We start from the raw sequence: 22,264 nt of genomic DNA on the forward strand, positions 1-22,264 counted from the left end.
TGGGTGGGAGGTCGCCCTCCCCCTCCCCCCTCCCCCCCCCCCCCCCCGACCCCCCCCCCCCCCCCCCCCCCCCCCCCCCCCCCCCCCCCCCCCCCCCCCCCCCCCCCCCCCCCGGCAGGTCAGGGCGCTCGTAGATCGACCAGCTCGGCGAGCGCCTCGCGGTGGGCGCCCGCCGTGCCGTACGCGATCGAGTCCGCCTTGGCCCGCTTGAGGTAGAGGTGCGCCGGGTGCTCCCAGGTCATGCCGATGCCGCCGTGCAGCTGCAGTGCTTCCTCGGCGGCACGGACCGCGACGGACGCGGCGTAGGCCTGGGCGACGGTGACCGCCACATCGGCGTCCTGGCCCGTGGACAGCGCGTCGGCGGCGCCCCGCGCGGCCGCGCGGAGGCTGACGACCTCCAGCCACAGCTGGGCGAGCCGGTGCTTGAGTGCCTGGAAGCCACCGACGGGGCGGTTGAACTGCTTGCGGTCCTTCAGATAGCGGACCGTCTCGGTCAGCGACCACTCGGCAAGGCCGAGTTGCTCCGAGGCGAGCAGTCCGGCTCCGGCCCGCAGAGCCCGGTGCACGGCGGGCCCCGCGTCGCCGAGGCGACGCCCTGCAGCGCCGTCCAGGGAGATCCGGGCGAGCGGCCGGGTGAGGTCCAGGGATGCCTGCGGGGTGACGGTGACCGCGCCGGTCTCCACCGCGTACAGCCCGCCGTCGTCCGCCGGCACCAGCAGTACGTCGGCGACGGTGGCGTCCGCGATGCCGGTCAGCTCCCCGTGCAGTGCGCCGCCTTCCAGCCGTACGGTGGTGAACGCGACGCCGGGAGCGGTGTGCAGTCCGACGGCGAGGGCGCCGATCCGGCGCCCGGACGCCAGCTCGGTCAGCAGGTCGCCGGCCTCCTCGCAGTCCAGCAGCGCCTCAGTGGCCACGACGGCGCTCGTCAGATAGGGCACGGGAGCGACCGCGCGCCCCAATTCCTCCAGTACGACCGCGACTTCACGGTGACTGGCGCCCTGGCCACCCTTCTCTTCGGGAACCAGCAGACCGGTGAGGCCCATGCCGTCGGCGAGCGTCTTCCACAGGGACAGGTCCTGCGGGGTGTCCGACTCGATACGGGCGATGACGCCGGCCGCGTCGCAGTGGTCGGTGAGCAGGTCCCGGACCGCGGCGCGCAGCGCCTCTTCCTCCTCCGAGTACAGAAGATCGCTCATCGGGCCAGGTCCTTCCACGCGACGTCCTTGTCGGTACGCGGCTCGGCCGGCAGGCCCAGGACGCGCTCGGCGACGATGTTCAGCAGGACCTCGCTGGTCCCGCCCTCGATGCTGTTGCCCTTGGAGCGGAGGTACCGGTAGCCGGCGTCCCGGCCGGTGAAGTCGACCAGTTCCGGGCGGCGCATGGTCCAGTCGTCGTACAACAGGCCCTCCTCGCCCCGGAGTTCCACCTCCAGGCCGCTGATCTCCTGGTTGAGGCGGGCGAAGCCCAGCTTCATTCCGGCGCCCTCGGGGCCGGGCTGTCCGGCGACGAGCTGCTGGCGCAGGCGTTCACCGGCGAGCCGGGCGACCTCGGCCTCGACCCAGAGCTTCAGCAACCGCTGGTGCAGATCGTGGGTGCGCAGCTCGGGGCGTTGGCGCCAGGTCTTCGAGACCGGCCCGATCATTCCGCCCTCGCGCGGCAGTCGCATGCCGCCGATGGCGACGCGCTCGTTGTTGAGTGTGGTCTGCGCGACCCGCCAGCCGTCACCGATCTCGCCGAGCCGGTGGGCGTCGGGGATGCGGACGCCGGTGAGGAACACCTCGTTGAACTCGGCCTCGCCGGTGATCTGACGCAGCGGGCGCACCTCGACACCGGGGTCGGTCATGTCGCAGACGAAGTAGGTGATGCCCCGGTGCTTGGGCACGTCCGGGTCGGTGCGGGCGATGAGGATGGCCCAGCGGGCGAGATGGGCGCTGGAGGTCCACACCTTCTGCCCGTCGACCACCCAGTCCCCGCCGTCCTCACGCACGGCGCGTGTGCCGAGCGCCGCGAGGTCGGATCCGGCGCCCGGTTCACTGAAGAGCTGGCACCAGACCTCCTCCCCGGTCCACAGGGGTCGCAGGAAGCGCTGCTTCTGTTCCTGGGTGCCGTACTGGAGGATCGTCGGCGCGGCCATGCCCAGACCGATGCCGATGCGACGCGGGTCGTTGTCGGGCGCTCCGGCGGCCTCCAGCTCGCTGTCCACGACGCTCTGGAGGGAGCGCGGGACGCCGAGACCGCCGAGCCCTTCGGGGAAGTGCACCCAGGCGAGTCCGGCGTCGAAGCGGGCGCGCAGGAAGTCCTGACGGTCGGTGTCGGCGGGCGGATGCGCAGCGAGCAACTCCTGTGTGCGGCGGCGCAGTTCGGCGGCGTCGGTCATGCGGCGGCTCCGTTCTCCAGGGCGGGCAGCACGGCGACGCGCCCGGTGGTGACGCCGTCGGCGACCCGCTGTACGGCGTCGGCGGCCCCGGCGAGCGGCACACGCTCACTGACCAGGGGCTTGATCGCGCCCTGGGCGGCGAGGCCGGTGAGCTGTTCGTGGCAGTGCTGGACCAGCTTGGGGTTCCTGGTGTTGTACAGGCCCCAGTGCAGGCCGAGGATCGCGTAGTTCTTGACGAGGGCATGGTTCAGGGCGGGGCTGGGGATGGTTCCGCTCGCGAAGCCGACGACCACGATCCGGCCCTCGAAGGCGACGGACTTGGCGGACTGGGCGTATGCCTGGCCGCCGACGGGGTCGTAGATCACGTCGGCGCCCCGGCCGCCGGTGGCTTCCTTGACCGCGGCGACGACGTCCTGCTCACGCCGGTCGATCACCACGTCGCAGCCCAGCCGGCGGGCCACGGCGGCCTTCCCGGCACCGCCGACCACACCGATGACGGTGGCGCCCGCCGCCTTGCCGAGCTGCACGGCCGCGCTGCCGACCCCGCCCGCGGCGGCATGGACGAGCAGCGTCTCGCCCGCCTCCAGGCCGGCCCGGCGGTGCAGGCCGAACCAGCCGGTCTGGTAGCCGATGTGCAGGGCGGCCGCCTCCGCGTCGTCCAGCACGTCCGGCGCCGGCAGCAGCGCGGCGGCGTTCGCCACGGCGTACTCGGCGAGACCGCCGTACGGCAGTGCGGGGTTGGCGATCACCCGGCGCCCGTCCTCGGTCTCGCCGCAGATCTCCACGCCCGGGGTGAACGGCAGCGGCGGCCTGACCTGGTACTGACCCCGGCACATCAGCGCGTCCGGGAAGTTGATGTTGGCGGCACGCACCTTCAGCAGGACCTGCCCCTCGCCGGGAGTCGGCGACGCCACCTCCGCGAGGCGCATCACCTCGCCCGGCTCACCGAGCTCGTGCACTTGCCATGCCTGCATGCGGTGCCTCCACGGGGCTGTGAACGTCGTGTTCGCCTGACCGGGTCCATCGCATACTAAGCGGTCGCTTGCCGATCAGGGAACAGTCTCGTTCCATCACGCGGGCCGACCGTCTGCGTCACCCGCGCCGACCGCCCGCGTCACCCGCGCCGAACACCTCCCGCACGCCCGCCGGCCGCCCCTCAGCCCCGCTTGGGCCGCGCGCGTACGTGCATCCGCTCCCCCTGCGGACCGAACAGACTGAGGAACTCCACGGGTCCCTCCCCCGTCGACCCGAACCAGTGCGGCACACGCGTGTCGAACTCCGCCGCCTCCCCCGCCGCCAGCACCACGTCGTGTTCGCCGAGCACCAGCCGCAGCTTCCCGGACATCACGTACAGCCACTCATAACCCTCATGCGTACGCGGTTCGGGTTCCGCCTTCCGCTTGGGTTCGAGCACCTTGTACGCCTGGAGCCCGCCGGGCTGGCGGGTGAGCGGCCAGTGGGTGCGGCCGTGGCGCACGATCGGCTCGGAGGCGCGGATGCGCGGATCGCCGACCGGCGGCGCGCCGACCAGCTCGTCCAGCGGGACCTGGTGGGCCTGCGCGATCGGCAGCAGCAGCTCCAGGCTGGGTTTGCGCAATCCGGACTCCAGCCTCGAGAGGGTGCTCACGGATATGCCGGTCGCCTCCGACAACGCCGCGAGTGTCACCTCCCGCTCCTTCCTGATCCGCCGCAGCCTGGGTCCCACATCCGCGAGAACGTCGTCCGTCGTCATGGTGCTATTGCAGGATCGGCAAAGTTGTTTGTCAATGCGGCACCGGCTCGGCCACGGTGGTCGTGGAGGTGGTCACGATGAACGAAACGGACCGGAACGAGATCTACGACGTGGTCGTCGTCGGCGGTGGGGCGGCGGGGCTGTCCGCCGCTCTGGTGCTGGGCCGGGCCCGGCACCGCACGCTGGTCGTGGACGCGGGCGAGCCGCGCAACGCGCCCTCGTCACACATGCAGGGCTATCTCACCCGGGACGGGATGTCACCGGCCGAGTTCCTGGCGCTGGGGCGGGAGGAGATCGCACGCTACGGCGTCGAGCTCGTCCGGGACCGGGTCACGGACATCACGGGGAACGGGGACTTCACCGTCGTACTCGACTCGGGAGGGGCCGTGCGCGCCCGGCGGCTGATCGTCGCCACCGGGCTGAAGGACGAGCTGCCCGAGGTCCCCGGAGTCGCCGAGCGGTTCGGGCGGGACGTGCTGCACTGCCCGTTCTGCCACGGCTGGGAGGTGCGCGACGAGCCCTTCGGCGTGCTCGCGTCGTCCTCGATGAGCGTGCACCAGGCGCTGATGGTGTCCCAGTGGTCGAAGGACGTCACCCTCTTCCTGCACCGGGTCGCCGAGGAGGAGCTGTCCGACCAGGATCTGCGACGGCTGGCCGCCGCCGGGGTCGACGTGGTGCCCGGTGAGGTCGCCGGGCTGGTGACCGAGGACGACCGGCTCACCGGGGTGCGGCTGGCCGACGGCACGAGGCACGCCCGCTCCGTCCTCTTCGTCGGGCCCCGTCCGGTGCCGCGGACGGGGCTGCTGGAGCGGCTGGGTGCCGAGCTGGACGAGACGCCGTTCGGCGCGTACCCGGTGGTCGACCCGACCGGTCTGACCACGGTGCCCGGCGTCTGGGCGGCGGGCAACGCGATCGGCTTCTCCGAACAGGTGGTGCACGCGGCGAGCGGCGGTTACCGTGCGGCGGCGGCGATCGTCGGGGACCTGCTCATGACCCGTCTGGACTCCGCCACAACCGGATAGTCACCATGCGTCCGGGGTGTGCGGCGCCCGCCTCCGTAGCACCATGGCCGCATGCTGCTGTACCGGTTGGTCCGTGTGTCCCAGGAGGTCGCCGCCACCTCGGCGCGGTCCCGGAAGATCGCCCTGCTCGCCGAGCTCTTCCGGGAGGCGGAGGCGGACGACGTGCCGATCGTCATCCCGTACCTGGCGGGCCGGCTGCCGCAGGGCCGGATCGGCGTGGGCTGGAAGGTGCTGAGCCGTCCGGTCGTCCCCGCCGCCGAGCCGGCCCTGACCGTGCGCGCGGTCGACGCGCTGCTCACCGGCCTCGGCGGGGTGTCCGGTCCGGGCTCCCAGGCCGAGCGGGCCAGGCTGGTCGGCGATCTGCTGGCCGCGTGCACCGAGGACGAGCAGCGGTTCCTGTTCGGACTGCTCACCGGCGAGGTCCGGCAGGGCGCCCTGGACGCGGTCGCCGTCGAAGGGCTGGCGCAGGCGACGGGGGCTCCGCCGGTCGATGTCCGGCGGGCGGTGATGCTGGCCGGCTCGCTGCAGTCGGTGGCCGAGGCGCTGCTGGCGGACGGCCCCGGGGCCCTGGTGCGGTTCCGGCTCACCGTCGGCCGCCCGGTGCTGCCGATGCTGGCGCACAGCGCCTCCTCGGTCACGGAGGCGGTCGGGAAGCTGGGGGCGTGCGCGGTCGAGGAGAAGCTCGACGGCATCCGCGTCCAGGTCCACCGCGACGGCGACACCGTACGCGTGCACACCCGAACCCTCGACGACATCACGGGCCGGCTGCCGGAAGTGACGGCTGCGGCCCTGCAGTTGCGGGGGGAGCGGTTCATCCTGGACGGGGAGGTCATCTCCTTCGACGACAGCGGCCGCCCCCGCTCGTTCCAGGAGACCGCCGGCCGGGTCGGCTCCCGGGTGGACGTGGCCACGGCAGCCCGGGAAGTCCCCGTCTCCCCCGTCTTCTTCGACGCGCTCTGCGTCGACGGCCGGGACCTGCTGGACCTGCCGTTCTCCGAGCGGCACGCGGAGCTGGCCCGGCTGGTCCCGGAGCCGATGCGGGTACGGCGCGCTCTGGTGCCGGGCGCCGGGGACCTGGGAGCGGCCGAGGAGTTCCTCGCCGAGACGCTCAAGCGTGGCCACGAGGGTGTCGTGGTCAAGGGGCTGGACGCCCCCTACAGCGCGGGCCGGCGCGGCGCTTCCTGGCTGAAGGTCAAGCCGGTGCACACGCGCGACCTGGTGGTACTGGCCGCCGAGTGGGGCCACGGCCGCCGCACCGGGAAGCTCTCCAACCTGCACCTGGGGGCGCGGACGGCCGACGGCGGATTCGCGATGCTCGGCAAGACCTTCAAGGGCATGACCGACGCGATGCTGGCGTGGCAGACCGAGCGGCTGCGGAAGCTGGCGGTCGAGGAGAACGGACATGTCGTGACGGTGCGCCCCGAACTCGTCGTGGAGATCGCCTACGACGGTCTCCAGCGCTCCACCCGCTACCCGGCCGGTGTCACCCTCCGGTTCGCCCGAGTGGTCCGCTACCGCGAGGACAAGCGCCCCGAGGAGGCGGACACGGTGGAGACCCTGCTCGCCGCACACCCCGAGGTGAGGCCGTGATGAGCTCCCGAAGCGCCGGACTGCTGTTGTTCCGACGCACCGGTCAGGGCATCGAGGTGTTGCTCGGTCATATGGGCGGCCCGTTCTTCGCCCGGCGGGACGCCGGGGCGTGGACCGTGCCGAAGGGCGAGTACGACCCCGGGGAGCCGGCCTGGGAAGCGGCGCGCCGCGAATTCCAGGAGGAACTGGGGCTGCCGCCGCCGGACGGGGAGGCGGTACCGCTCGGGGAGGTCCGGCAGTCCGGCGGGAAGACCGTCACCGCGTGGGCGGTCGAGGCCGACCTGGACCCGGCGACGGCCGTCCCCGGCACGTTCGAGATGGAGTGGCCGCCGAAGTCGGGACACATGCGGGAGTTCCCGGAGCTGGACCGGGTCGCCTGGGTCGCACTGGACCGGGCCCGTGAAGTGATCGTCTCCGCGCAGACCGCGTTTCTCGACCGCCTGGCGGAGCACTCGCCCTGAGGAGCCCTCCCGCGTTGCGCCCCCCACCGCCGCGCGGGAAGGTCGGAAGGCACAGCCCGTCCCCAGGGAGGTCAGCGATGCACATCGCCACGGTGAATCCGGCGAACGGCGAGACCCTCAAGACGTACCACCCCATGGACGAGGAGGAGCTCGAGCGCCGGATCCAGCTCGCGGAGGCCACGTTCCGCACGTACCGGACGACGACGTTCGACGAGCGTGCCCGCCTGCTGCACCGGGCCGCCGAGATCCTCGACGAGGATCAGCAGAGCATCGGCCGGGTGATCACCACGGAAATGGGCAAGCCGGTCAAGCAGGCCCGTGCGGAGGCCGCGAAGTGCGCCAAGGCGATGCACTGGTACGCCGACCACGCGGCGGAACTCCTCGCCGACGAGGAACCCGACGCCTCCGATGTGAAGGACTCCGGCGCCTCCCGGGTTCTGGTGCGCTATCGGCCGCTGGGCCCGGTGCTCGCCGTGATGCCGTGGAACTTCCCCCTGTGGCAGGTGGTGCGGTTCGCCGCGCCCGCGCTGATGGCGGGCAATGTGGGACTGCTCAAGCATGCCTCGAACGTGCCGCAGACGGCCCTGTACCTGGATGACCTCTTCCACCGCGCCGGCTTCACCGAGGGCTGCTTCCAGACCCTGCTCATCGGCTCCGCCGCGGTCGACGATCTCCTGCGGGACGAACGGATCAAGGCGGCCACCCTCACCGGAAGCGAGCCCGCGGGCCGCGCGGTCGCCTCCACCACCGGTGAGATGATCAAGAAGACGGTGCTGGAACTGGGCGGCAGCGACCCGTACGTCGTCATGCCCTCGGCCGACCTGGACCGGGCGGCCGAGATCGCGGTCACCGCGCGGACGCAGAACACGGGGCAGTCCTGCATCGCCGCCAAGCGGTTCATCGTGCACACGGACGTCTACGACGCCTTCGCCGAGCGCTTCACCGCGGGCATGAAGGCGCTGAAGGTCGGCGACCCGATGGACGAGGAGACGGACGTCGGCCCGCTCTCCAGCGAACGGGGCCGCGACGATCTCGAGGAACTGGTCGACGACGCCGTACGGGCCGGCGCCACCGTGCTGTGCGGCGGCGAGCGTCCTGAGGGGCCAGGCTGGTTCTACCCGCCGACGGTGCTGACCGGGATCGGCCGGGAGATGCGGATCCACCGGGAGGAGGCCTTCGGACCGGTCGCCACGCTGTACCGCGCGGCGGACCTGGACGAGGCGGTCCTGATCGCGAACGACACCGACTTCGGGCTCAGTTCCAACGTCTGGACCCGCGACGAGGCCGAGGTCGACCGGTTCGTCCGGGACCTGGAGGCGGGCAGTGTCTTCGTGAACGGGATGACGGCCTCCCACCCGGCGTTCCCGTTCGGCGGTGTGAAGCGGTCCGGGTACGGGCGTGAGCTGTCCGGGCACGGAATCCGCGAGTTCTGCAACATCACCACGGTTTGGCAGGGTGCGTGATGTCCGCGCGGCTACCATCCCGACTGTGAACCGCGAAGTGACTCTTCCTCTGATCGTCGACAACCGCGGGACCTTGCAGGTTGCCGCCTCCGATGTCAGCAAGCTGCTGCGGACGGTGGGCGGGCGGTGGGTGCGGCTTGTCGAGGCGGGGGAGGACGGGCTCGACGAGGACACGGTCGCTGCGCTGACCATCGAGCTGGCGAAGCTTGCCGACCGGATCGATGTGGCGTGTATTGCCCACAGCAGTGGGGGTGGGTCGTAAGACGCGGGGTTCACTGCCGTGTGCGGGCCGTGGGCGGCCTGTCGCGCAGTTCCCCGCGCCCCTGGGCGGGTTCCGCCAGCGTTGCCCAGAACTCCGCCTCGTAGGTCTGGAGCAAGTGGGTGTACTGGTGTGCGCGGACCTCGTCGAGACGCCCCTCGTCCAGAGCGGTCTGGACTGCCCTGCCGGCCGCTTCATCAAGGGCCGGAGCCGGTTGTGCGAAGAAGTCGAAGAAGGCGCAGGCCTCGTCGGGGAAGCCGTAGTGGGTGCGTAGGGCCTCGGCGATCGTCGCGCAGTAGCCGCCCCAGGCCGAGAAGTTCGCCGTGAGAGCGAGGACGACGGCGGCCGGCTCGGCGTTCAGGGCCAGCCAGGCGACGTACGCCGGGTAGGACTGGCAGCCCGCCAGGGGCGCATGGGTGTTCGCCTGGTGCTCGTCCACGCCGCACGCGGCCGTGAGCGTCTTCAGGTGTTCCGCCGCCAGGGCCTCGCCTTCGGCCAGGGCGGTGAAGTACGCGGCCGACTCCGGGTCGGCCCGCTCGGCCAGGTGCAGGAAGGCGCGACGGTCCGCCGGGATCACCCAGCGCTGTTCCAGGGCGAGTGCGGTCAGGACGGTCCGGTCCGCCTCACCGCGGGCGATCAGCGGAACCAGGGGGTTGGACCGCGGGTCGGGGGCGAGTTCCCTGGTGGTCGTCGCCAGCAGTTCCCGTGCCGTGCGTGTCATCGCGTCCTCCGTCGCGTCGGTCACACACGAGCGTTCCCCGGAATCGGGGCACTGGTAACCCGGCGGTGCCGCCCGCACCGCCGGGTAGTCCGGGCGGCCTCAGCGGATGGGCATGCCCGACAGGGTGCGGGCGATCACCAGGCGCTGGATCTCGCTGGTGCCCTCGAAGATGGTGTAGATCGCGGCGTCGCGGTGCATCCGCTCGACCGGGTACTCGCGCGTGTACCCGTTGCCGCCGAGGATCTGGATCGCCTGGCCGGTGACCTTCTTGGCCGTCTCACTGGCGAACAGCTTGGACATCGAGCCTTCGGCGGCCGTGAACGGCTTGCCGTTGACCGCCATCCAGGAAGCGCGCCACACCAGGAGGCGGGCGGCGTCGATCTGGGTGCGCATGTCGGCGAGCTGGAAGGCGACGCCCTGGTTGTCGATGATCGGGCGGCCGAACTGCTCACGCGTGGTGGCGTACTCCAGGGCGACCTCGTAGGCCGCGCGGGCGGTGCCGACCGCCATGGCGCCGACGGCGGGGCGGGACGCCTCGAAGGTGGCCATCGCGGCGTTCTTCACGCGCTCGCCGCCCTTCTTGGCCTTCTCACGGGCGCGGGCGAGGCGCTCGTCCAGCTTCTCCTTGCCGCCGAGCAGACAGGAACCGGGAACACGCACGTTGTCCAGGATGACCTCGGCGGTGTGCGAGGCGCGGATACCGTGCTTCTTGAACTTCTGGCCCTGGGAGCATCCGGGGGTGCCCGGCGGGATGATGAAGGAGGCGTGCCCCTTGGAGCCGAGGTCCGGGTCGACGACCGCCACCACGACGTGGACGTTGGCGATGCCGCCGTTGGTGGCCCAGGTCTTGGTGCCGTTGATCACCCACTCGTCCTTGGCCTCGTCGTACACCGCGCGGGTGCGCATCGAGGCCACGTCGGAGCCGGCATCGGGCTCGGAGGAGCAGAACGCGGCGACCTTGACGTCGTTGGCGTCGCCGTACATCTGGGGGATCCAGGTGCCGATCTGCTCCTCGGTGCCGTTGGCGAGGACACCGACGGCGGCGAGACCGGTGCCGACGATCGACAGGGCGATGCCCGCGTCGCCCCAGAAGAGCTCCTCCATCGCCATGGGGATGCCGAGGCCGCTTGCGTCGAAGTACTGCTGGGCGTAGAAGTCCAGGGAGTAGATGCCGACCTTGGCGGCCTCCTGGATGACCGGCCAGGGAGTCTCCTCACGCTCGTCCCATTCGGCGGCCGCGGGGCGGATCACATCGGCGGCGAAGCCGTGCAGCCAGTCCCGCACCTCCCTCTGTTCGTCGTTGAGCTCCATGGTGAACTCGGCCATGTCCCCTCCAGCGGCAGCGCACGTGCGTGTTACTTACGGTAACACCGAGTCTGTTACCGGTGGGTAGGAAAAGTCAACTCCCCCGGGCCGGTCGGTATCCCGTTCGACGGCCGCTGGGCCGTCAGTGTTAGTTTGCGCAGGCGTTACCGAACCTGCACGGGTGGGGAGAGCTCATGGACACCACACAGCGGACCGATCAGCAACGGTCCGCCCACCGACGCCGGCGCGAGCTGCTGGAGGCCGCCGACCGGGTGGTGCTGCGCGACGGCCCCGGGGCATCGATGAACGCGATCGCCGCCGAGGCCGGCATCACCAAGCCCATCCTCTACCGGCACTTCGGTGACAAGGGAGGACTCTACGCGGCTCTGGCCAAGCGGCACACCGACTCCCTGCTGGACTCGCTGCGGGCCGCGCTGGACGCTCCGGCGGACCGGCGCGAGCGGGTGGAGGCCACCCTGGACACCTATCTCTCGGCGATCGAGGCGCGCCCCCAGGTGTACCGCTTCCTGATGCATCCCGCGGAGGAGTCGCAGAGCGACCAGGGCTTCGACGTCGGCAAGCACTCGGCACCCCTGCTGCGGCGGATGGGCGAGGAGCTGGCCCAGGTGATCGGGGAGCGGCTGGACCTCGGTCCGGACAGCCAGCAGCTGGCCCGGGTGTGGGGGCACGGCATCGTCGGCATGATGCACGCGGCCGGTGACTGGTGGCTCGGGGAACGGCCCTGCTCCCGGGCCGAGCTGGTACGCAGCCTGGCGGATCTGCTGTGGGGACGGCTGGCGGCGGCGGGCGACAAGGTCGGCGGCCCGGGGTTCTGAGCCGCCGGCCCGGACGCCGCTCCGGCCCCGTGGCCGGGACGGCCGCCCATCCGGACGACTCCCGGGTCGCGGCCCGAGCGGCTTCCCGGGGCCCGGACGACCCCGGCCCGGACGACTCCCCGACGCCCGGCACCAGGGCCTCAGTCCGGCCGGTTCCAGGAAGCCCGGCTCGCCCGGCGCATGAGCCTGCGGTGCCGCCATCCGGTCACGCGGTCGGCGTAGATCCGGCCCTCCAGGTGGTCGCACTCGTGCTGCAGGCACCGGGCGAAGAACCCGGTGCCGTGGACGGTGACCGGTTCGCCGGTCACCGTGACGCCCTCGACCACGGCGTGGTCGTACCTCTCCGTCCCCGCTTCCAGGCCGGGCAGGGACAGGCAGCCCTCCGGGCCGCGCACCACCACCCCGTCCCTCTCGACCAGCCGCGGGTTCACCACATGCCCCCGGTGCCGGACGTCCTCGTCGTCCGGGCAGTCGTAGACGAACACCCGTAGCGGCTCGCCGACCTGGTTGGCCGCCAGGCCCACGCCCTGGGCCGCGTACATGGTCGCGAACAAGTCCTCCACCAGGCGGGCGAGTTCCGGGCCGAAGGCGGTGACCTCCCGGCAGGGTGCGTGCAGCACCGGGTCGCCGAGCAGGGTGAGGGACCGTACGCGTCCGTGGACGCCGGGGATGGAGCCGTGTCGCATGGCGGCCAGAGTACGGTCCTTCCAGCAACGCCCGTCTCACGATGGTGCCGCGGTTCTGGAGCGCGAAGGGATCTCGATAGGCTGAGGTCTCACCACGTGGCCGTCCGGCACAGACGCGGCGCGTACGCAAGGAGGATCGAGAACTGATGGCAGGCAACTCGGACCCGCTCTCGCCGCGGGCCAAGCTGGCCGTGACCGCGGGCAAGGCGGTCGCGGCGGCATCCCGCGCCGCCGGGCGCGGCAGCGGTTCGGTGATCGGCGGCCGGGTGGCACTCAAACTCGACCCCGATCTCCTGGCCCGGCTCGCGCAGAACCTGGACTGTGTCCTGGTCTCGGCGACCAACGGCAAGACCACGACGACCAGACTCATCGCGGAGGCACTGCGCGCCGCGGGACCGGTCGTGTCCAACGCGCTCGGTGCCAACATGCCGGCCGGCATCACCTCGGCGCTCGCGGGCGGCTCGGAGTCGAAGTTCGGCGTGATCGAGGTCGACGAGAAGTACCTGGCCGGAGTGGCCCGGGACACCGACCCGAAGTGCATCGCCCTGCTCAACCTCTCCCGCGACCAGCTCGACCGCGCCGCCGAGACCCGGATGCTCGCGGAGAACTGGCGCGAGGGCCTGGCCGGCTCCAAGGCCGTCATCGTCGCCAACGCCGACGACCCGCTGGTGGTGTGGGCCGCGTCCTCCTCCCCCAACGTGATCTGGGTCGCCGCCGGGCAGATGTGGAAGGACGACGCCTGGTCCTGCCCGTCCTGCGGCGGTGTGATGCAGCGCCCGGGCGACGACTGGTTCTGCGGTGAGTGCGGATTCCGCCGGCCGACCCCGAGCTGGGCGCTCTCCGGCGACCATGTGCTCGACCCGCACGGCTCCGCCTGGCCGATCCACCTCCAGCTGCCGGGCCGCGCCAACAAGGCCAACGCCGCGTCCTCCGCGGCCGTCGCCGCCGTCTTCGGGGTGCCGCCGCAGGTCGCGCTGGAGCGCATGTACCAGGTGCAGGCCGTGGCAGGCCGCTATGACGTGGTCCAGTTCGAGGGCCGCGATCTGCGTCTGCTGCTCGCCAAGAACCCCGCGGGCTGGCTGGAGACGTTCTCGCTGATCGACCCGCCGCCGACCCCGGTGATCCTCTCGGTGAACGCGCGCGGTGCCGACGGCACCGACACCTCCTGGCTGTGGGACGTCGACTACACGCAGCTGACCGGCCATCCGATCTGCGTGGTCGGCGACCGGAAGCTGGACCTCGCGGTGCGGCTGGAGGTCGCGAACCAGCAGTTCCAGGTCTGCGAGAACCTCGACCAGGCGGTCCAGCTGTGCCCGCCCGGCCGGATCGAGGTCATCGCCAACTACACCGCGTTCCAGGACCTGCGCCGCCGCGTCGGCAACTGACCCACGACACCTCAGGGGACTTGAAGTGAGCGACAACCAGCTGCGGGTCGTCTGGATCTACCCGGACCTGCTCAGCACCTACGGCGACCAGGGCAACGCTCTCGTCGTCGAGCGCCGGGCGCGGCAGCGCGGGCTGGACGTGGCCCGGCTCGACGTGCGCAGCGACCAGCCGATCCCGACCTCCGGCGACATCTACCTGATCGGGGGCGGCGAGGACCGCCCGCAGCGGCTGGCCGCCGAGCGGCTGCGCCGGGACGGCGGTCTGCACCGCGCGGTGGGGAACGGCGCGATCGTCTTCTCGGTCTGCGCCGGCTACCAGATCCTCGGCCACGAGTTCATCAACGACCTCGGCCAGCGCGAGCCCGGTCTCGGTCTGCTCGACGTGGTCTCGGTACGCGGCGAGGGCGCCCGGTGCGTGGGCGACGTACTGGCGGACATCAACCCGCAGCTGGGACTGCCCCCGCTGACCGGGTTCGAGAACCACCAGGGCGTCACCCATCTGGGTCCCACGGCCCGACCGCTCGCCCAGGTGCGCTTCGGCAACGGCAACGGCACCGGGGACGGCACCGAGGGCGCGTTCAACGACACCGTCTTCGGCACCTACATGCACGGCCCCGTACTCGCCCGCAACCCGCAGATCGCCGACCTGCTGCTGAAGCTCGCGCTCGACGTCAACGCACTGCCGCCGACCGACGACCGCTGGTACGAGGCACTGCGGAACGAGCGGATCGCTGCGGCGCAGCAGCCCGCCTGAGGCGTCCGCGCCCCTGTGGACACCGGGCGCCGGACGGACCCCGGACGGCCCGTCTGACGCCTGCCCCGCACAGGTGAGCGGGGTCGTCCACCAGGCGGACGCCGGATGCGGTCCGGCCCCCCGTAGCCGCTAGGGTGACGAGGATCGAGCCGGACAGCGCGGTCCGGTCCCGGCCCACATCGAGAAGGTTGTTTCGGGCTATGCGCATTGGTGTCCTCACGTCCGGCGGCGACTGCCCCGGCCTGAACGCCGTCATCCGGTCCGTCGTGCACCGTGCCGTCGTCGACCACGGCGACGAGGTCATCGGCTTCCGCGACGGGTGGAAGGGCCTCCTCGAGTGCGACTACCTCAAACTCGACCTCGACGCGGTGAGCGGCATCCTCGCCCGCGGCGGCACCATCCTCGGCTCCTCCCGGGTGCGCCCCGAACATCTGCGGGACGGTGTGGAGCGGGCCAGGGGGCACGTCCAGGAACTCGGCCTCGACGCGATCATCCCGATCGGTGGTGAGGGCACGCTCAAGGCGGCCCGGCTGCTCTCCGACAACGGCCTGCCGATAGTGGGTGTGCCGAAGACCATCGACAACGACATCGCCGGCACGGACGTCACCTTCGGCTTCGACACGGCCGTCGGCGTGGCGACCGAGGCCCTCGACCGGCTGAAGACCACCGCCGAGTCCCACCAGCGCGTGTTGATCGTGGAGGTCATGGGCCGTCACACCGGCTGGATCGCGCTGCACTCCGGCATGGCGGCCGGTGCGCACGCCATTGTCGTGCCCGAACGGTCCTTCGACATCGACGAGCTGACCGCGAAGGTCGGCGAGCGGTTCTCCGCCGGCAAGCGGTTCGCGATCGTGGTCGCCGCCGAGGGCGCCAAGCCGAAGGCCGGCACCATGGATTTCGACGAGGGCGGCAAGGACGTCTACGGCCATGAGCGGTTCGCCGGGATCGCCCGGCAGCTCTCCCTGGAGCTGGAGTCGCGGCTCGGCAAGGAGGCGCGGCCGGTGATCCTCGGGCACGTCCAGCGCGGCGGCACGCCCACGGCATACGACCGGGTGCTGGCGACGCGGTTCGGGTGGCATGCGGTGGAAGCGGTGCACCGGGGAGAGTTCGGACGGATGACCGCGCTGCGGGGTACGGACATCGTCATGGTGTCCCTGGCCGAGGCGGTGGAGACGTTGAAGACGGTGCCGGAAGCGCGGTACGCGGAGGCGGAGTGCGTGCTGTGACCCTCCGGGTGCAGCTCGCTCCCTGAGGTGAGTCGCGGGGTGCGGGCCGTCCGTGGCGGATCGCGCCCCCGCGGCGGAGCCGCACACCTGTACAGCCCCGCGCCCCTTCGGGACGCTTACCGCCCCCGGTGACGGATGCCGCCGGGGGCGGTTCTACTCTGGTGCGGACGGATTGCGTACAACCCGCACGAAACTGGAGCCGGCATGGATCACAGCGGGCACGGCATGACCATGGATCTGCCGCCGTTCACGCTGGGGCGAGGGCTCGCCTGGTCGGCAGATCCCTTCTTTCTCGTCGCCTGCCTGCTGGGGCTGGCGCTGTACGGCTGGGGCGTGGCCCGGCTGGTGCGGCGCGGTGACAAGTGGCCGGTGGGACGGACCGTCGCGTTCGTCACCGGTGTGCTGAGCATCGGCCTCATGATGTGCACCGCGCTGAACGACTACGGCATGGTCATGTTCAGCGTGCACATGGTGCAGCACATGATGATCAGCATGGTGTCGCCGATCCTGATCCTGCTCGGCGCCCCCATCACCCTCGCCCTGCGCGCGCTGCCGCCGGCCGGGCGGGGCCGCAAGGGACCGCGCGAGTTGCTGCTGATGCTGCTGCACAGCCACTACATGCGGATCGTCACCCATCCGGTATTCACCATTCCGCTGTTCATCGCGAGCCTGTACGGCCTGTACTTCACCCCTCTCTTCGACTTCCTGATGGGCTCCCAGGTGGGCCACATCGCGATGATGGTGCACTTCCTCGCCGTCGGCCTGGTGTTCTTCTGGCCGATCATGGGAGTGGACCCGGGCCCGCACCGGCCGGGCTACCTGATGCGGATGCTGGAGCTGTTCGCGGGAATGCCGTTCCACGCCTTCTTCGGTATCGCGCTGATGATGGCGTCGACGCCGATGGTCACGACCTTCGAAAACCCGCCCGGTTCACTCGGCATCGATGCGCTGACCGACCAGAACGCCGCCGGTGGCATCGCCTGGGCGTTCAGTGAGGTCCCCTCCGTAGTGGTATTGATCGCGCTGCTGTTCCAGTGGTACGCCTCGGACCAGCGGCAGGCGAAGCGCCAGGACCGCGCCGCCGACCGGGACGGGGACAAGGAACTCGAGGCGTACAACGCCTATCTGGCCTCATTGAACGCACCCGGGAAGTAATGCGTAATTCCCTTGTTCTCCCGTCCCCTGAACGCGCCATCGGGCCATCGGGCCATCGTGACGATGCAGCGGCGGGACGTGTCCGGACGTGCCCACCTTCCCGCTGGGAGACACGGCCCGTGTCGTACGCGGGGAAGTACGACGAGGGGGTGCCGGGGCTTCACCCGGCTGGGCGAGGACGTCACGCTCACCGAGGCGCGTACCGGGTCGGACGCGGCGTGTGCGCGGGGTGGCGCCGCGTGACCAGGTTTCGATCCGCCGGTCCGCGAAGCACCGTAAGGAGGCAGAACGGGGGCACCATGGAGGGAGCCGAACCATGAGGAGGGTGTTGCGATGCCCGGTACCACGAACGGTTCCACGTCGACGAAGACCATGGGAGTGCTCACCGTAGGCGCCTTGGTCGCCGTGACCGCGTACACGGTGGCGCTCGGCAGCAACGGCTGGCTGTGGTTCGGCTGGGTCGTCCTGGGCCTGATCACCCTGGGGATGGTCGCCACCCGCAGCACCTGAGGAGCGCCCCGGGCGGCGGCCTCACTTCGGGGTGAGCCGCCCCATCAGGTGCACGCCCGGCTGGTACTTCGGCAGCCGGACGGTGATCTTCATTCCCGCGCCCACGGCTGTCTCGATGACGAGGCCGTGGTCGTCGCCGTAGACCTGGCGGAGCCGGTCGTCGACGTTGGACAGTCCGATGCCGCCGGTGGGGCTGGCCTCGCGGGCCAGGATACGGCGCAGCAGACCGGGGTCCATGCCGGCACCGTCGTCCTCGATGACGACGAGGGCCTCGGCGCCCGCGTCCTGTGCGGTGATCTGGATGTGGCACCGGTCGGCCTTGCCCTCCAGACCGTGTTTGACGGCGTTCTCCACGAGTGGCTGGAGGCAGAGGAAGGGCAGGGCGACCGGCAGCACCTCGGGGGCGATCTGCAGGGTGACGGAGAGGCGGTCACCGAAGCGTGCCCGCACCAGTGCCAGGTAGTGGTCGATGGCGTGGAGCTCGTCGGCGAGGGTGGTGAAGTCGCCGTGCCGGCGGAACGAGTAGCGGGTGAAGTCGGCGAACTCCAGCAGCAGCTCCCGGGCGCGCTCGGGGTCGGTGCGCACGAAGGAGGCGATCACGGCGAGCGAGTTGAAGATGAAGTGCGGGGAGATCTGCGCGCGCAGGGCCCTGATCTCGGCCTCGATGAGACGGGTGCGGGACTGGTCGAGGTCGGCGAGCTCCAACTGGACGGAGACCCAGCGGGCGACCTCCCCGGCGGCCCGGACCAGGACCGCGGACTCGCGGGGCGCGCAGGCGACGAGCGCGCCGTGCACCCGGTCGTCGACGGTGAGCGGGGCGACGACGGCCCAGCGCACCGTGCAGTCGGGGGTGTCACAGGTGAGCGGGAAGGCCTCGCCGCGGCCGGTGTCGAGGGGGCCGGTGAGACGTTCCATGATCTCGGTGCGGTGGTGGGCGCCGGCGCCGTCCCAGACGAGAACCTGTTCTCGGTCGGTGAGGCACAGGGCGTCCGTGCCCAGGAGCGAGCGGAGCTTGCGGGCGGATTTTCCGGCGGTCTCCTCGGTCAGACCGGCCCGCAGCGGGGGCGTGGCCAGGGATGCGGTGTGCAGGGTCTCGAAGGTGGCGTGCTCGACGGGTGTGCCGAGTCCGGCGAGGCTGGGGGGCCGGGCGGTGCGCCGGCCCAGCCAGAATCCGGCGGCCAGCAGGGGCAGTACCGCGACGAGCAGACCGGCGAGGAAGCCGCTCACGAGGACACCTCCGTACGCAGTTCCTCCGGAAGGTGGAAACGGGCCAGGACCGACGCCGTCCCGGGCGGCACCCGGCCGGGGGTGGCCAGGGACACCAGGATCATGGTGAGGAAGCCCAACGGCACCGACCAGAGCGCGGGCCAGGCCAGCAGGGCGTGCCAGGGCCCCGCGCCCGGGTAACCGGCCATGGTCGCGGCGACGGCGAGGAACGCGGAGCCGCCGCCCACCAGCATCCCGGCAGCGGCACCCGGCGGGGTCAGCCGGCGCCACCAGATGCCGAGGACCAGCAGCGGGCAGAACGAGGAGGCCGACACGGCGAAGGCTAGGCCCACGGCGTCGGCCACCGGCAGTCCGCCGACCAGGACGCTCACTCCGAGGGGTACGGCCATCGCGAGCACGGTGCCGAGCCGGAAGTGCTGCACCCCGCGCGAGGGCAGCACGTCCTGGGTGAGGACCCCGGCGACGGCCATGGTGAGCCCGGAGGCCGTCGACAGGAACGCGGCGAAGGCACCCCCGGCGACCAGTGCGCCGAGGAGGTCGCCGCCCACTCCCCCGATCATCCGGCCGGGCAGCAGCAGGACGGCGGCGTCCGCGTCGCCGGTGAGGGTGAGCTCGGGGGCGTACAGCCGGCCCAGGGCGCCGTAGACCGGCGGCAGGAGGTAGAAGGCGCCGATCAGGCCGAGGACGGCGACCGTGGTGCGGCGTGCGGCGACTCCGTGCGGGCTGGTGTAGAAGCGGACGACGACGTGGGGCAGGCCCATGGTGCCGAAGAAGGTGGCGAGGATCAGCCCGTACGTGGCGTACAGCGGGCGTTCCTCTCGGGACTCCGCGCGGGAGGGCGACAGGGCGTCGTCGGCTCCCCGCCCGGCGGCGGGGACCTCGGCGCCCTCGGCGAAGGTGAGCCGGGTGCCGCTGTCGATGCGGTGCGTGCCGGCGGACAGGGCGACTGCGGTGCCGTCGTGGGACCGGCCGTCGACGGTGCCGTCCACCGTCACGGTGAGCGGCTCGGTGAGCCGGATGTGGAGGGAGTCGTCGATCCGGACCACCCGCTGTTCACGGAAGGTGGCCGGTTCGTCGAAGGCGTGGCTGGGCGCGCCGTCGCTCTGCCACGCGAGGACGAGGAAGAGGCCGGGGACGAGCAGGGCGGTGAGTTTCAGCCAGTACTGGAAGGCCTGGACGAAGGTGATGCTGCGCATGCCGCCGGCGCCGACGATGACGGTCACCACGACGGCGACGATGACTCCGCCGAGCCAGTCGGGCGCGCCGGTGAGGACGGTGAGGGTGAGACCGGCGCCCTGGAGCTGGGGCAGCAGGTACAGCCAGCCGACGCCGACGACGAAGGCCCCCGCGAGCCGTCGCACCGGCTGCGAGGCGAGCCGGGCCTCGGCGAAGTCGGGCAGTGTGTAGGCGCCGGAGCGGCGCAGCGGGGCGGCGACGAACAGCAGCAGGACCAGATAGCCGGCGGTGTAGCCGACCGGGTACCAGAGCATGTCCGGGCCCTGCACCAGGACGAGGCCCGCGATGCCGAGGAAGGAGGCGGCGGAGAGGTACTCGCCGCTGATGGCGGCGGCGTTGAGGCGGGGGCCGACGGTGCGGGAGGCGACGTAGAAGTCGGAGGTGGTACGGGATATGCGCAGGCCGAAGGCGCCGACGAGGACGGTCGCGAGGACGACGAGCCCGACGGCGGTGACGGCGTAGGTGTAGTTCACGGTGCTGGAGGTCCCGGGTCTCAGCGGTCCTCGACGAGCCGCACGAAGTCGCGTTCGTTGCGTTCGGCGCGGCGTACGTACCAGCGGGCGAGCAGGACGAGCGGGGGGTACAGCCCGAAGCCGAGGATCGCCCACTCCAGGCGGCGGGCGTCGGGGGCGACGGCGAAGACCAGCGGGAGCGGGCCGATGAGCAGGGCCAGGACGGCGAATACGGTGAGCCCGGCCCGCAGCTGGATGCGCATCAGGGAGCGGACGTAGGTGTGTCCGAGGGTGGTCTGCTCGTCGATCTCGGTGCGTGGCCGGTAGTAGCCGGAGGTGCGGCGGGTGCGCCGGGGCGGGCCGGTGACGACCACCCGGCGTTCGGTCGGGTCCTGGGGCATGTGTGCTCCCCTAGCTCGTGGTCCGGCGCATCAGCAGGTCCCGCAGTTCGCGGGCGTGGCGCCTGCTGACCTGGAGTTCCTCGGATCCGATCAGGACGCTCACGGTGCCGGTGTCGAGGCGGAGTTCGCCGATGTGGCGCAGGGCGACCAGATGGCGACGGTGGATGCGGACGAAGCCGCGGGAGCGCCAGCGCTCCTCCAGGGTGGACAGCGGGATCCGTACGAGGTGGCTGCCGCGGTCGGTGTGGAGCCGGGCGTAGTCACCTTGGGCCTCGACATGGGTGATGTCGTCGACGGCGACGAAGCGGGTGACGCCGCCGAGCTCGACGGCAATGTGGTCGGGGTCGGGTTCGTGCACGGGGATGCGCGGGGCGGTGTCGCGCGGAGCGGTGTCGCGCGGGGTGGCGTGGCGCTGCGCGGCGGCCCGGCGGACGGCTTCGGCCAGACGTTCCTTGCGGACGGGTTTGAGCACGTAGTCGACGGCCTTGAGGTCGAAGGCCTGGACGGCGAAGTCCTCGTGGGCGGTGACGAACACGATCAGGGGCGGCCGGGCGAACCCGCTGAGCAGCCGCGCGAGGTCGAGGCCGTCGAGTCCGGGCATCTGGATGTCGAGGAAGACGACGTCGATGGCGTCGGGCCCGTCGGGACCCGATTCCAGGGCACGGTTGATGCGGCGCAGCGCATCGGTGGCGTCACCCGCGCCCTCGGCGCTGCCGATGCGCGGGTCCGCGTTCAGCAGGTACAGCAGTTCCTCCAGCGAGGGACGTTCGTCGTCGACGGCGAGGGCGCGCAGCATGAAGCTGGAGTGTAGGGGTGATTTCCGCGTCTGGCATGTGCCAAGCTCGGCGTCCCCGCCCGGGACGGCGGACGGGCACGGGACGGCGGACGACCGGACGGCGCTGGATACAGTGCCGTCATGAGCAGCAGGCCCACGCCGTTCGACGAACTCGACCGGAAGATCGTCACGGCTTTGATGGCGAACGCCAGGACGTCCTTCGCGGAAATCGGCGCGGCCGTCGGGCTGTCGTCGACGGCGGTCAAGCGCCGGGTCGACCGGCTGCGCGAGACCGGGGTGATCACCGGGTTCACGGCGACGGTGCGTCCGGCGGCGCTGGGCTGGCGCACGGAGGCGTATGTCGAGGTGTACTGCGAGGGAGCGGCGCCGCCCCGGCGGCTGGCGGAGGTGGTGCGCAACCACCCGGAGATCGCCGCGGCGATGACGGTGACCGGGGGCGCGGACGCGCTGCTGCACGTACGGGCGCGGGACGTGGAGCACTTCGAGGAAGTGCTGGAACGCATCCGCCAGGAGCCGTTCATCCGCAAGACGATCAGTGTGATGGTGCTGTCCCATCTGCTGCCGGACAGTCCTGAGGCGGGAGTGAGCCAGCCCGCGCCGGACGGCGCATCAGACGTGCGCTGAGCGCCGTGAACACGCAGTGATCCTGCGTGGGCACGCAGCTCTTCTT

23 protein-coding genes are annotated in these 22,264 nt (G+C 71.6%); 12 read left to right on the top strand and 11 right to left on the bottom strand.

Annotated elements, in window-relative coordinates:
- Window positions 1-119: 119 nt before the first annotated feature.
- The 4 genes from ACZ5C2_RS22660 to ACZ5C2_RS22675 all read right to left on the bottom strand — a co-directional run bounded on the left by ACZ5C2_RS22660 (window position 120) and on the right by ACZ5C2_RS22675 (window position 4,109).
- Window positions 120-1,196, bottom strand: a complete 1,077-nt coding sequence (locus ACZ5C2_RS22660; RefSeq protein WP_468793765.1) for an acyl-CoA dehydrogenase family protein — start codon at window positions 1,194-1,196, stop codon at window positions 120-122.
- Window positions 1,193-2,377, bottom strand: a complete 1,185-nt coding sequence (locus ACZ5C2_RS22665; protein WP_468793768.1) for an acyl-CoA dehydrogenase family protein — start codon at window positions 2,375-2,377, stop codon at window positions 1,193-1,195. The genes ACZ5C2_RS22660 and ACZ5C2_RS22665 overlap by 4 nt, the downstream gene beginning before the upstream one ends.
- Window positions 2,374-3,351 (bottom strand): NADPH:quinone oxidoreductase family protein, encoded by a 978-nt coding sequence (locus ACZ5C2_RS22670; protein WP_468793771.1) that lies wholly within the window; start codon window positions 3,349-3,351, stop codon window positions 2,374-2,376. The genes ACZ5C2_RS22665 and ACZ5C2_RS22670 overlap by 4 nt, the downstream gene beginning before the upstream one ends.
- 182 nt (window positions 3,352-3,533) lie before the next feature.
- Window positions 3,534-4,109 (bottom strand): helix-turn-helix domain-containing protein, encoded by a 576-nt coding sequence (locus tag ACZ5C2_RS22675; RefSeq protein ID WP_468793774.1) that lies wholly within the window; start codon window positions 4,107-4,109, stop codon window positions 3,534-3,536.
- A gap of 77 nt (window positions 4,110-4,186) precedes the next feature.
- Here ACZ5C2_RS22675 and ACZ5C2_RS22680 point away from each other — a divergent pair, with 77 nt between their 5' ends.
- The 5 genes from ACZ5C2_RS22680 to ACZ5C2_RS22700 all read left to right on the top strand — a co-directional run bounded on the left by ACZ5C2_RS22680 (window position 4,187) and on the right by ACZ5C2_RS22700 (window position 8,907).
- Window positions 4,187-5,131, top strand: coding sequence for an NAD(P)/FAD-dependent oxidoreductase (locus ACZ5C2_RS22680; protein WP_468793777.1), 945 nt, complete (start codon window positions 4,187-4,189; stop codon window positions 5,129-5,131).
- A 51-nt stretch (window positions 5,132-5,182) separates the two neighbouring features.
- The gene (locus ACZ5C2_RS22685) at window positions 5,183-6,721 is read left to right on the top strand and encodes an ATP-dependent DNA ligase (RefSeq protein ID WP_468793780.1); all 1,539 of its coding nucleotides are present in this window, start codon (window positions 5,183-5,185) and stop codon (window positions 6,719-6,721) included.
- Complete coding sequence (locus ACZ5C2_RS22690) at window positions 6,721-7,182, top strand: NUDIX hydrolase (RefSeq protein WP_468793783.1); 462 nt, start codon at window positions 6,721-6,723, stop codon at window positions 7,180-7,182. Before ACZ5C2_RS22685 ends, ACZ5C2_RS22690 begins: the two co-directional genes overlap by 1 nt.
- Window positions 7,183-7,259: 77 nt before the next feature.
- Complete coding sequence (locus tag ACZ5C2_RS22695) at window positions 7,260-8,645, top strand: NADP-dependent succinic semialdehyde dehydrogenase (protein WP_468793785.1); 1,386 nt, start codon at window positions 7,260-7,262, stop codon at window positions 8,643-8,645.
- Between the two features lie 25 nt (window positions 8,646-8,670).
- Window positions 8,671-8,907, top strand: coding sequence for a DUF6213 family protein (locus tag ACZ5C2_RS22700; RefSeq protein ID WP_468793788.1), 237 nt, complete (start codon window positions 8,671-8,673; stop codon window positions 8,905-8,907).
- Window positions 8,908-8,917: 10 nt separating this feature from the next.
- On the opposite strand, the gene ACZ5C2_RS22705 is transcribed toward ACZ5C2_RS22700, so the two are convergent.
- Together ACZ5C2_RS22705 and ACZ5C2_RS22710 are read right to left on the bottom strand one after the other, a co-directional pair.
- Window positions 8,918-9,649 (bottom strand): thiaminase II/PqqC family protein, encoded by a 732-nt coding sequence (locus ACZ5C2_RS22705; protein ID WP_468793791.1) that lies wholly within the window; start codon window positions 9,647-9,649, stop codon window positions 8,918-8,920.
- Between the two features lie 75 nt (window positions 9,650-9,724).
- On the bottom strand, window positions 9,725-10,951 hold the full coding sequence (locus tag ACZ5C2_RS22710) for an acyl-CoA dehydrogenase family protein (RefSeq protein ID WP_468793794.1): 1,227 nt from the start codon (window positions 10,949-10,951) through the stop codon (window positions 9,725-9,727).
- Between the two features lie 173 nt (window positions 10,952-11,124).
- Here ACZ5C2_RS22710 and ACZ5C2_RS22715 point away from each other — a divergent pair, with 173 nt between their 5' ends.
- Entirely contained in the window at window positions 11,125-11,766 is a 642-nt protein-coding gene (locus ACZ5C2_RS22715; RefSeq protein WP_468793797.1) for a TetR/AcrR family transcriptional regulator, read from the top strand.
- Between the two features lie 140 nt (window positions 11,767-11,906).
- Here the strand turns inward: ACZ5C2_RS22715 and def are convergent, their stop codons facing one another.
- Window positions 11,907-12,452: a peptide deformylase gene (gene def, locus ACZ5C2_RS22720; protein WP_468793800.1), complete on the bottom strand. Its 546-nt coding sequence runs from the start codon at window positions 12,450-12,452 to the stop codon at window positions 11,907-11,909.
- A gap of 146 nt (window positions 12,453-12,598) precedes the next feature.
- Between def and ACZ5C2_RS22725 the strand changes: the two genes are divergently transcribed.
- From ACZ5C2_RS22725 to ACZ5C2_RS22745, 5 genes are all read left to right on the top strand, one after another.
- On the top strand, window positions 12,599-13,837 hold the full coding sequence (locus ACZ5C2_RS22725; protein WP_468793803.1) for a MurT ligase domain-containing protein: 1,239 nt from the start codon (window positions 12,599-12,601) through the stop codon (window positions 13,835-13,837).
- 25 nt (window positions 13,838-13,862) lie between these two features.
- Window positions 13,863-14,591: a type 1 glutamine amidotransferase gene (locus tag ACZ5C2_RS22730; RefSeq protein WP_468793806.1), complete on the top strand. Its 729-nt coding sequence runs from the start codon at window positions 13,863-13,865 to the stop codon at window positions 14,589-14,591.
- A gap of 200 nt (window positions 14,592-14,791) precedes the next feature.
- Window positions 14,792-15,817 (top strand): 6-phosphofructokinase, encoded by a 1,026-nt coding sequence (locus tag ACZ5C2_RS22735; protein ID WP_468793809.1) that lies wholly within the window; start codon window positions 14,792-14,794, stop codon window positions 15,815-15,817.
- Between the two features lie 204 nt (window positions 15,818-16,021).
- Window positions 16,022-16,972 carry a cytochrome c oxidase assembly protein gene (locus ACZ5C2_RS22740; RefSeq protein ID WP_468793812.1) on the top strand — a complete coding sequence of 317 codons (951 nt, stop codon included), beginning with the start codon at window positions 16,022-16,024 and terminating at the stop codon, window positions 16,970-16,972.
- Window positions 16,973-17,305: 333 nt separating this feature from the next.
- Complete coding sequence (locus ACZ5C2_RS22745; protein ID WP_037934856.1) at window positions 17,306-17,482, top strand: membrane protein; 177 nt, start codon at window positions 17,306-17,308, stop codon at window positions 17,480-17,482.
- 21 nt (window positions 17,483-17,503) lie between these two features.
- Here the strand turns inward: ACZ5C2_RS22745 and ACZ5C2_RS22750 are convergent, their stop codons facing one another.
- From ACZ5C2_RS22750 to ACZ5C2_RS22765, 4 genes are read right to left on the bottom strand one after another with little or no spacing between them, the layout of a single operon-like run.
- Entirely contained in the window at window positions 17,504-18,709 is a 1,206-nt protein-coding gene (locus ACZ5C2_RS22750) for a sensor histidine kinase (protein ID WP_468793815.1), read from the bottom strand.
- Window positions 18,706-20,418, bottom strand: a complete 1,713-nt coding sequence (locus ACZ5C2_RS22755) for a sodium/solute symporter (RefSeq protein WP_468793818.1) — start codon at window positions 20,416-20,418, stop codon at window positions 18,706-18,708. Before ACZ5C2_RS22755 ends, ACZ5C2_RS22750 begins: the two co-directional genes overlap by 4 nt.
- Window positions 20,419-20,438: 20 nt before the next feature.
- Window positions 20,439-20,798 (bottom strand): hypothetical protein, encoded by a 360-nt coding sequence (locus ACZ5C2_RS22760; protein ID WP_468793821.1) that lies wholly within the window; start codon window positions 20,796-20,798, stop codon window positions 20,439-20,441.
- Window positions 20,799-20,808: 10 nt separating this feature from the next.
- A complete protein-coding gene (locus ACZ5C2_RS22765; RefSeq protein WP_468793824.1) occupies window positions 20,809-21,594 on the bottom strand; it encodes a LytR/AlgR family response regulator transcription factor in 786 nt (261 codons plus the stop codon).
- A gap of 120 nt (window positions 21,595-21,714) precedes the next feature.
- On the opposite strand from ACZ5C2_RS22765, the gene ACZ5C2_RS22770 reads away from it, so the two are divergent.
- Entirely contained in the window at window positions 21,715-22,218 is a 504-nt protein-coding gene (locus ACZ5C2_RS22770; RefSeq protein ID WP_468793827.1) for an Lrp/AsnC family transcriptional regulator, read from the top strand.
- Window positions 22,219-22,264: the final 46 nt, after the last annotated feature.

This window comes from Streptomyces sp. NPDC031365 (assembly GCF_055569765.1).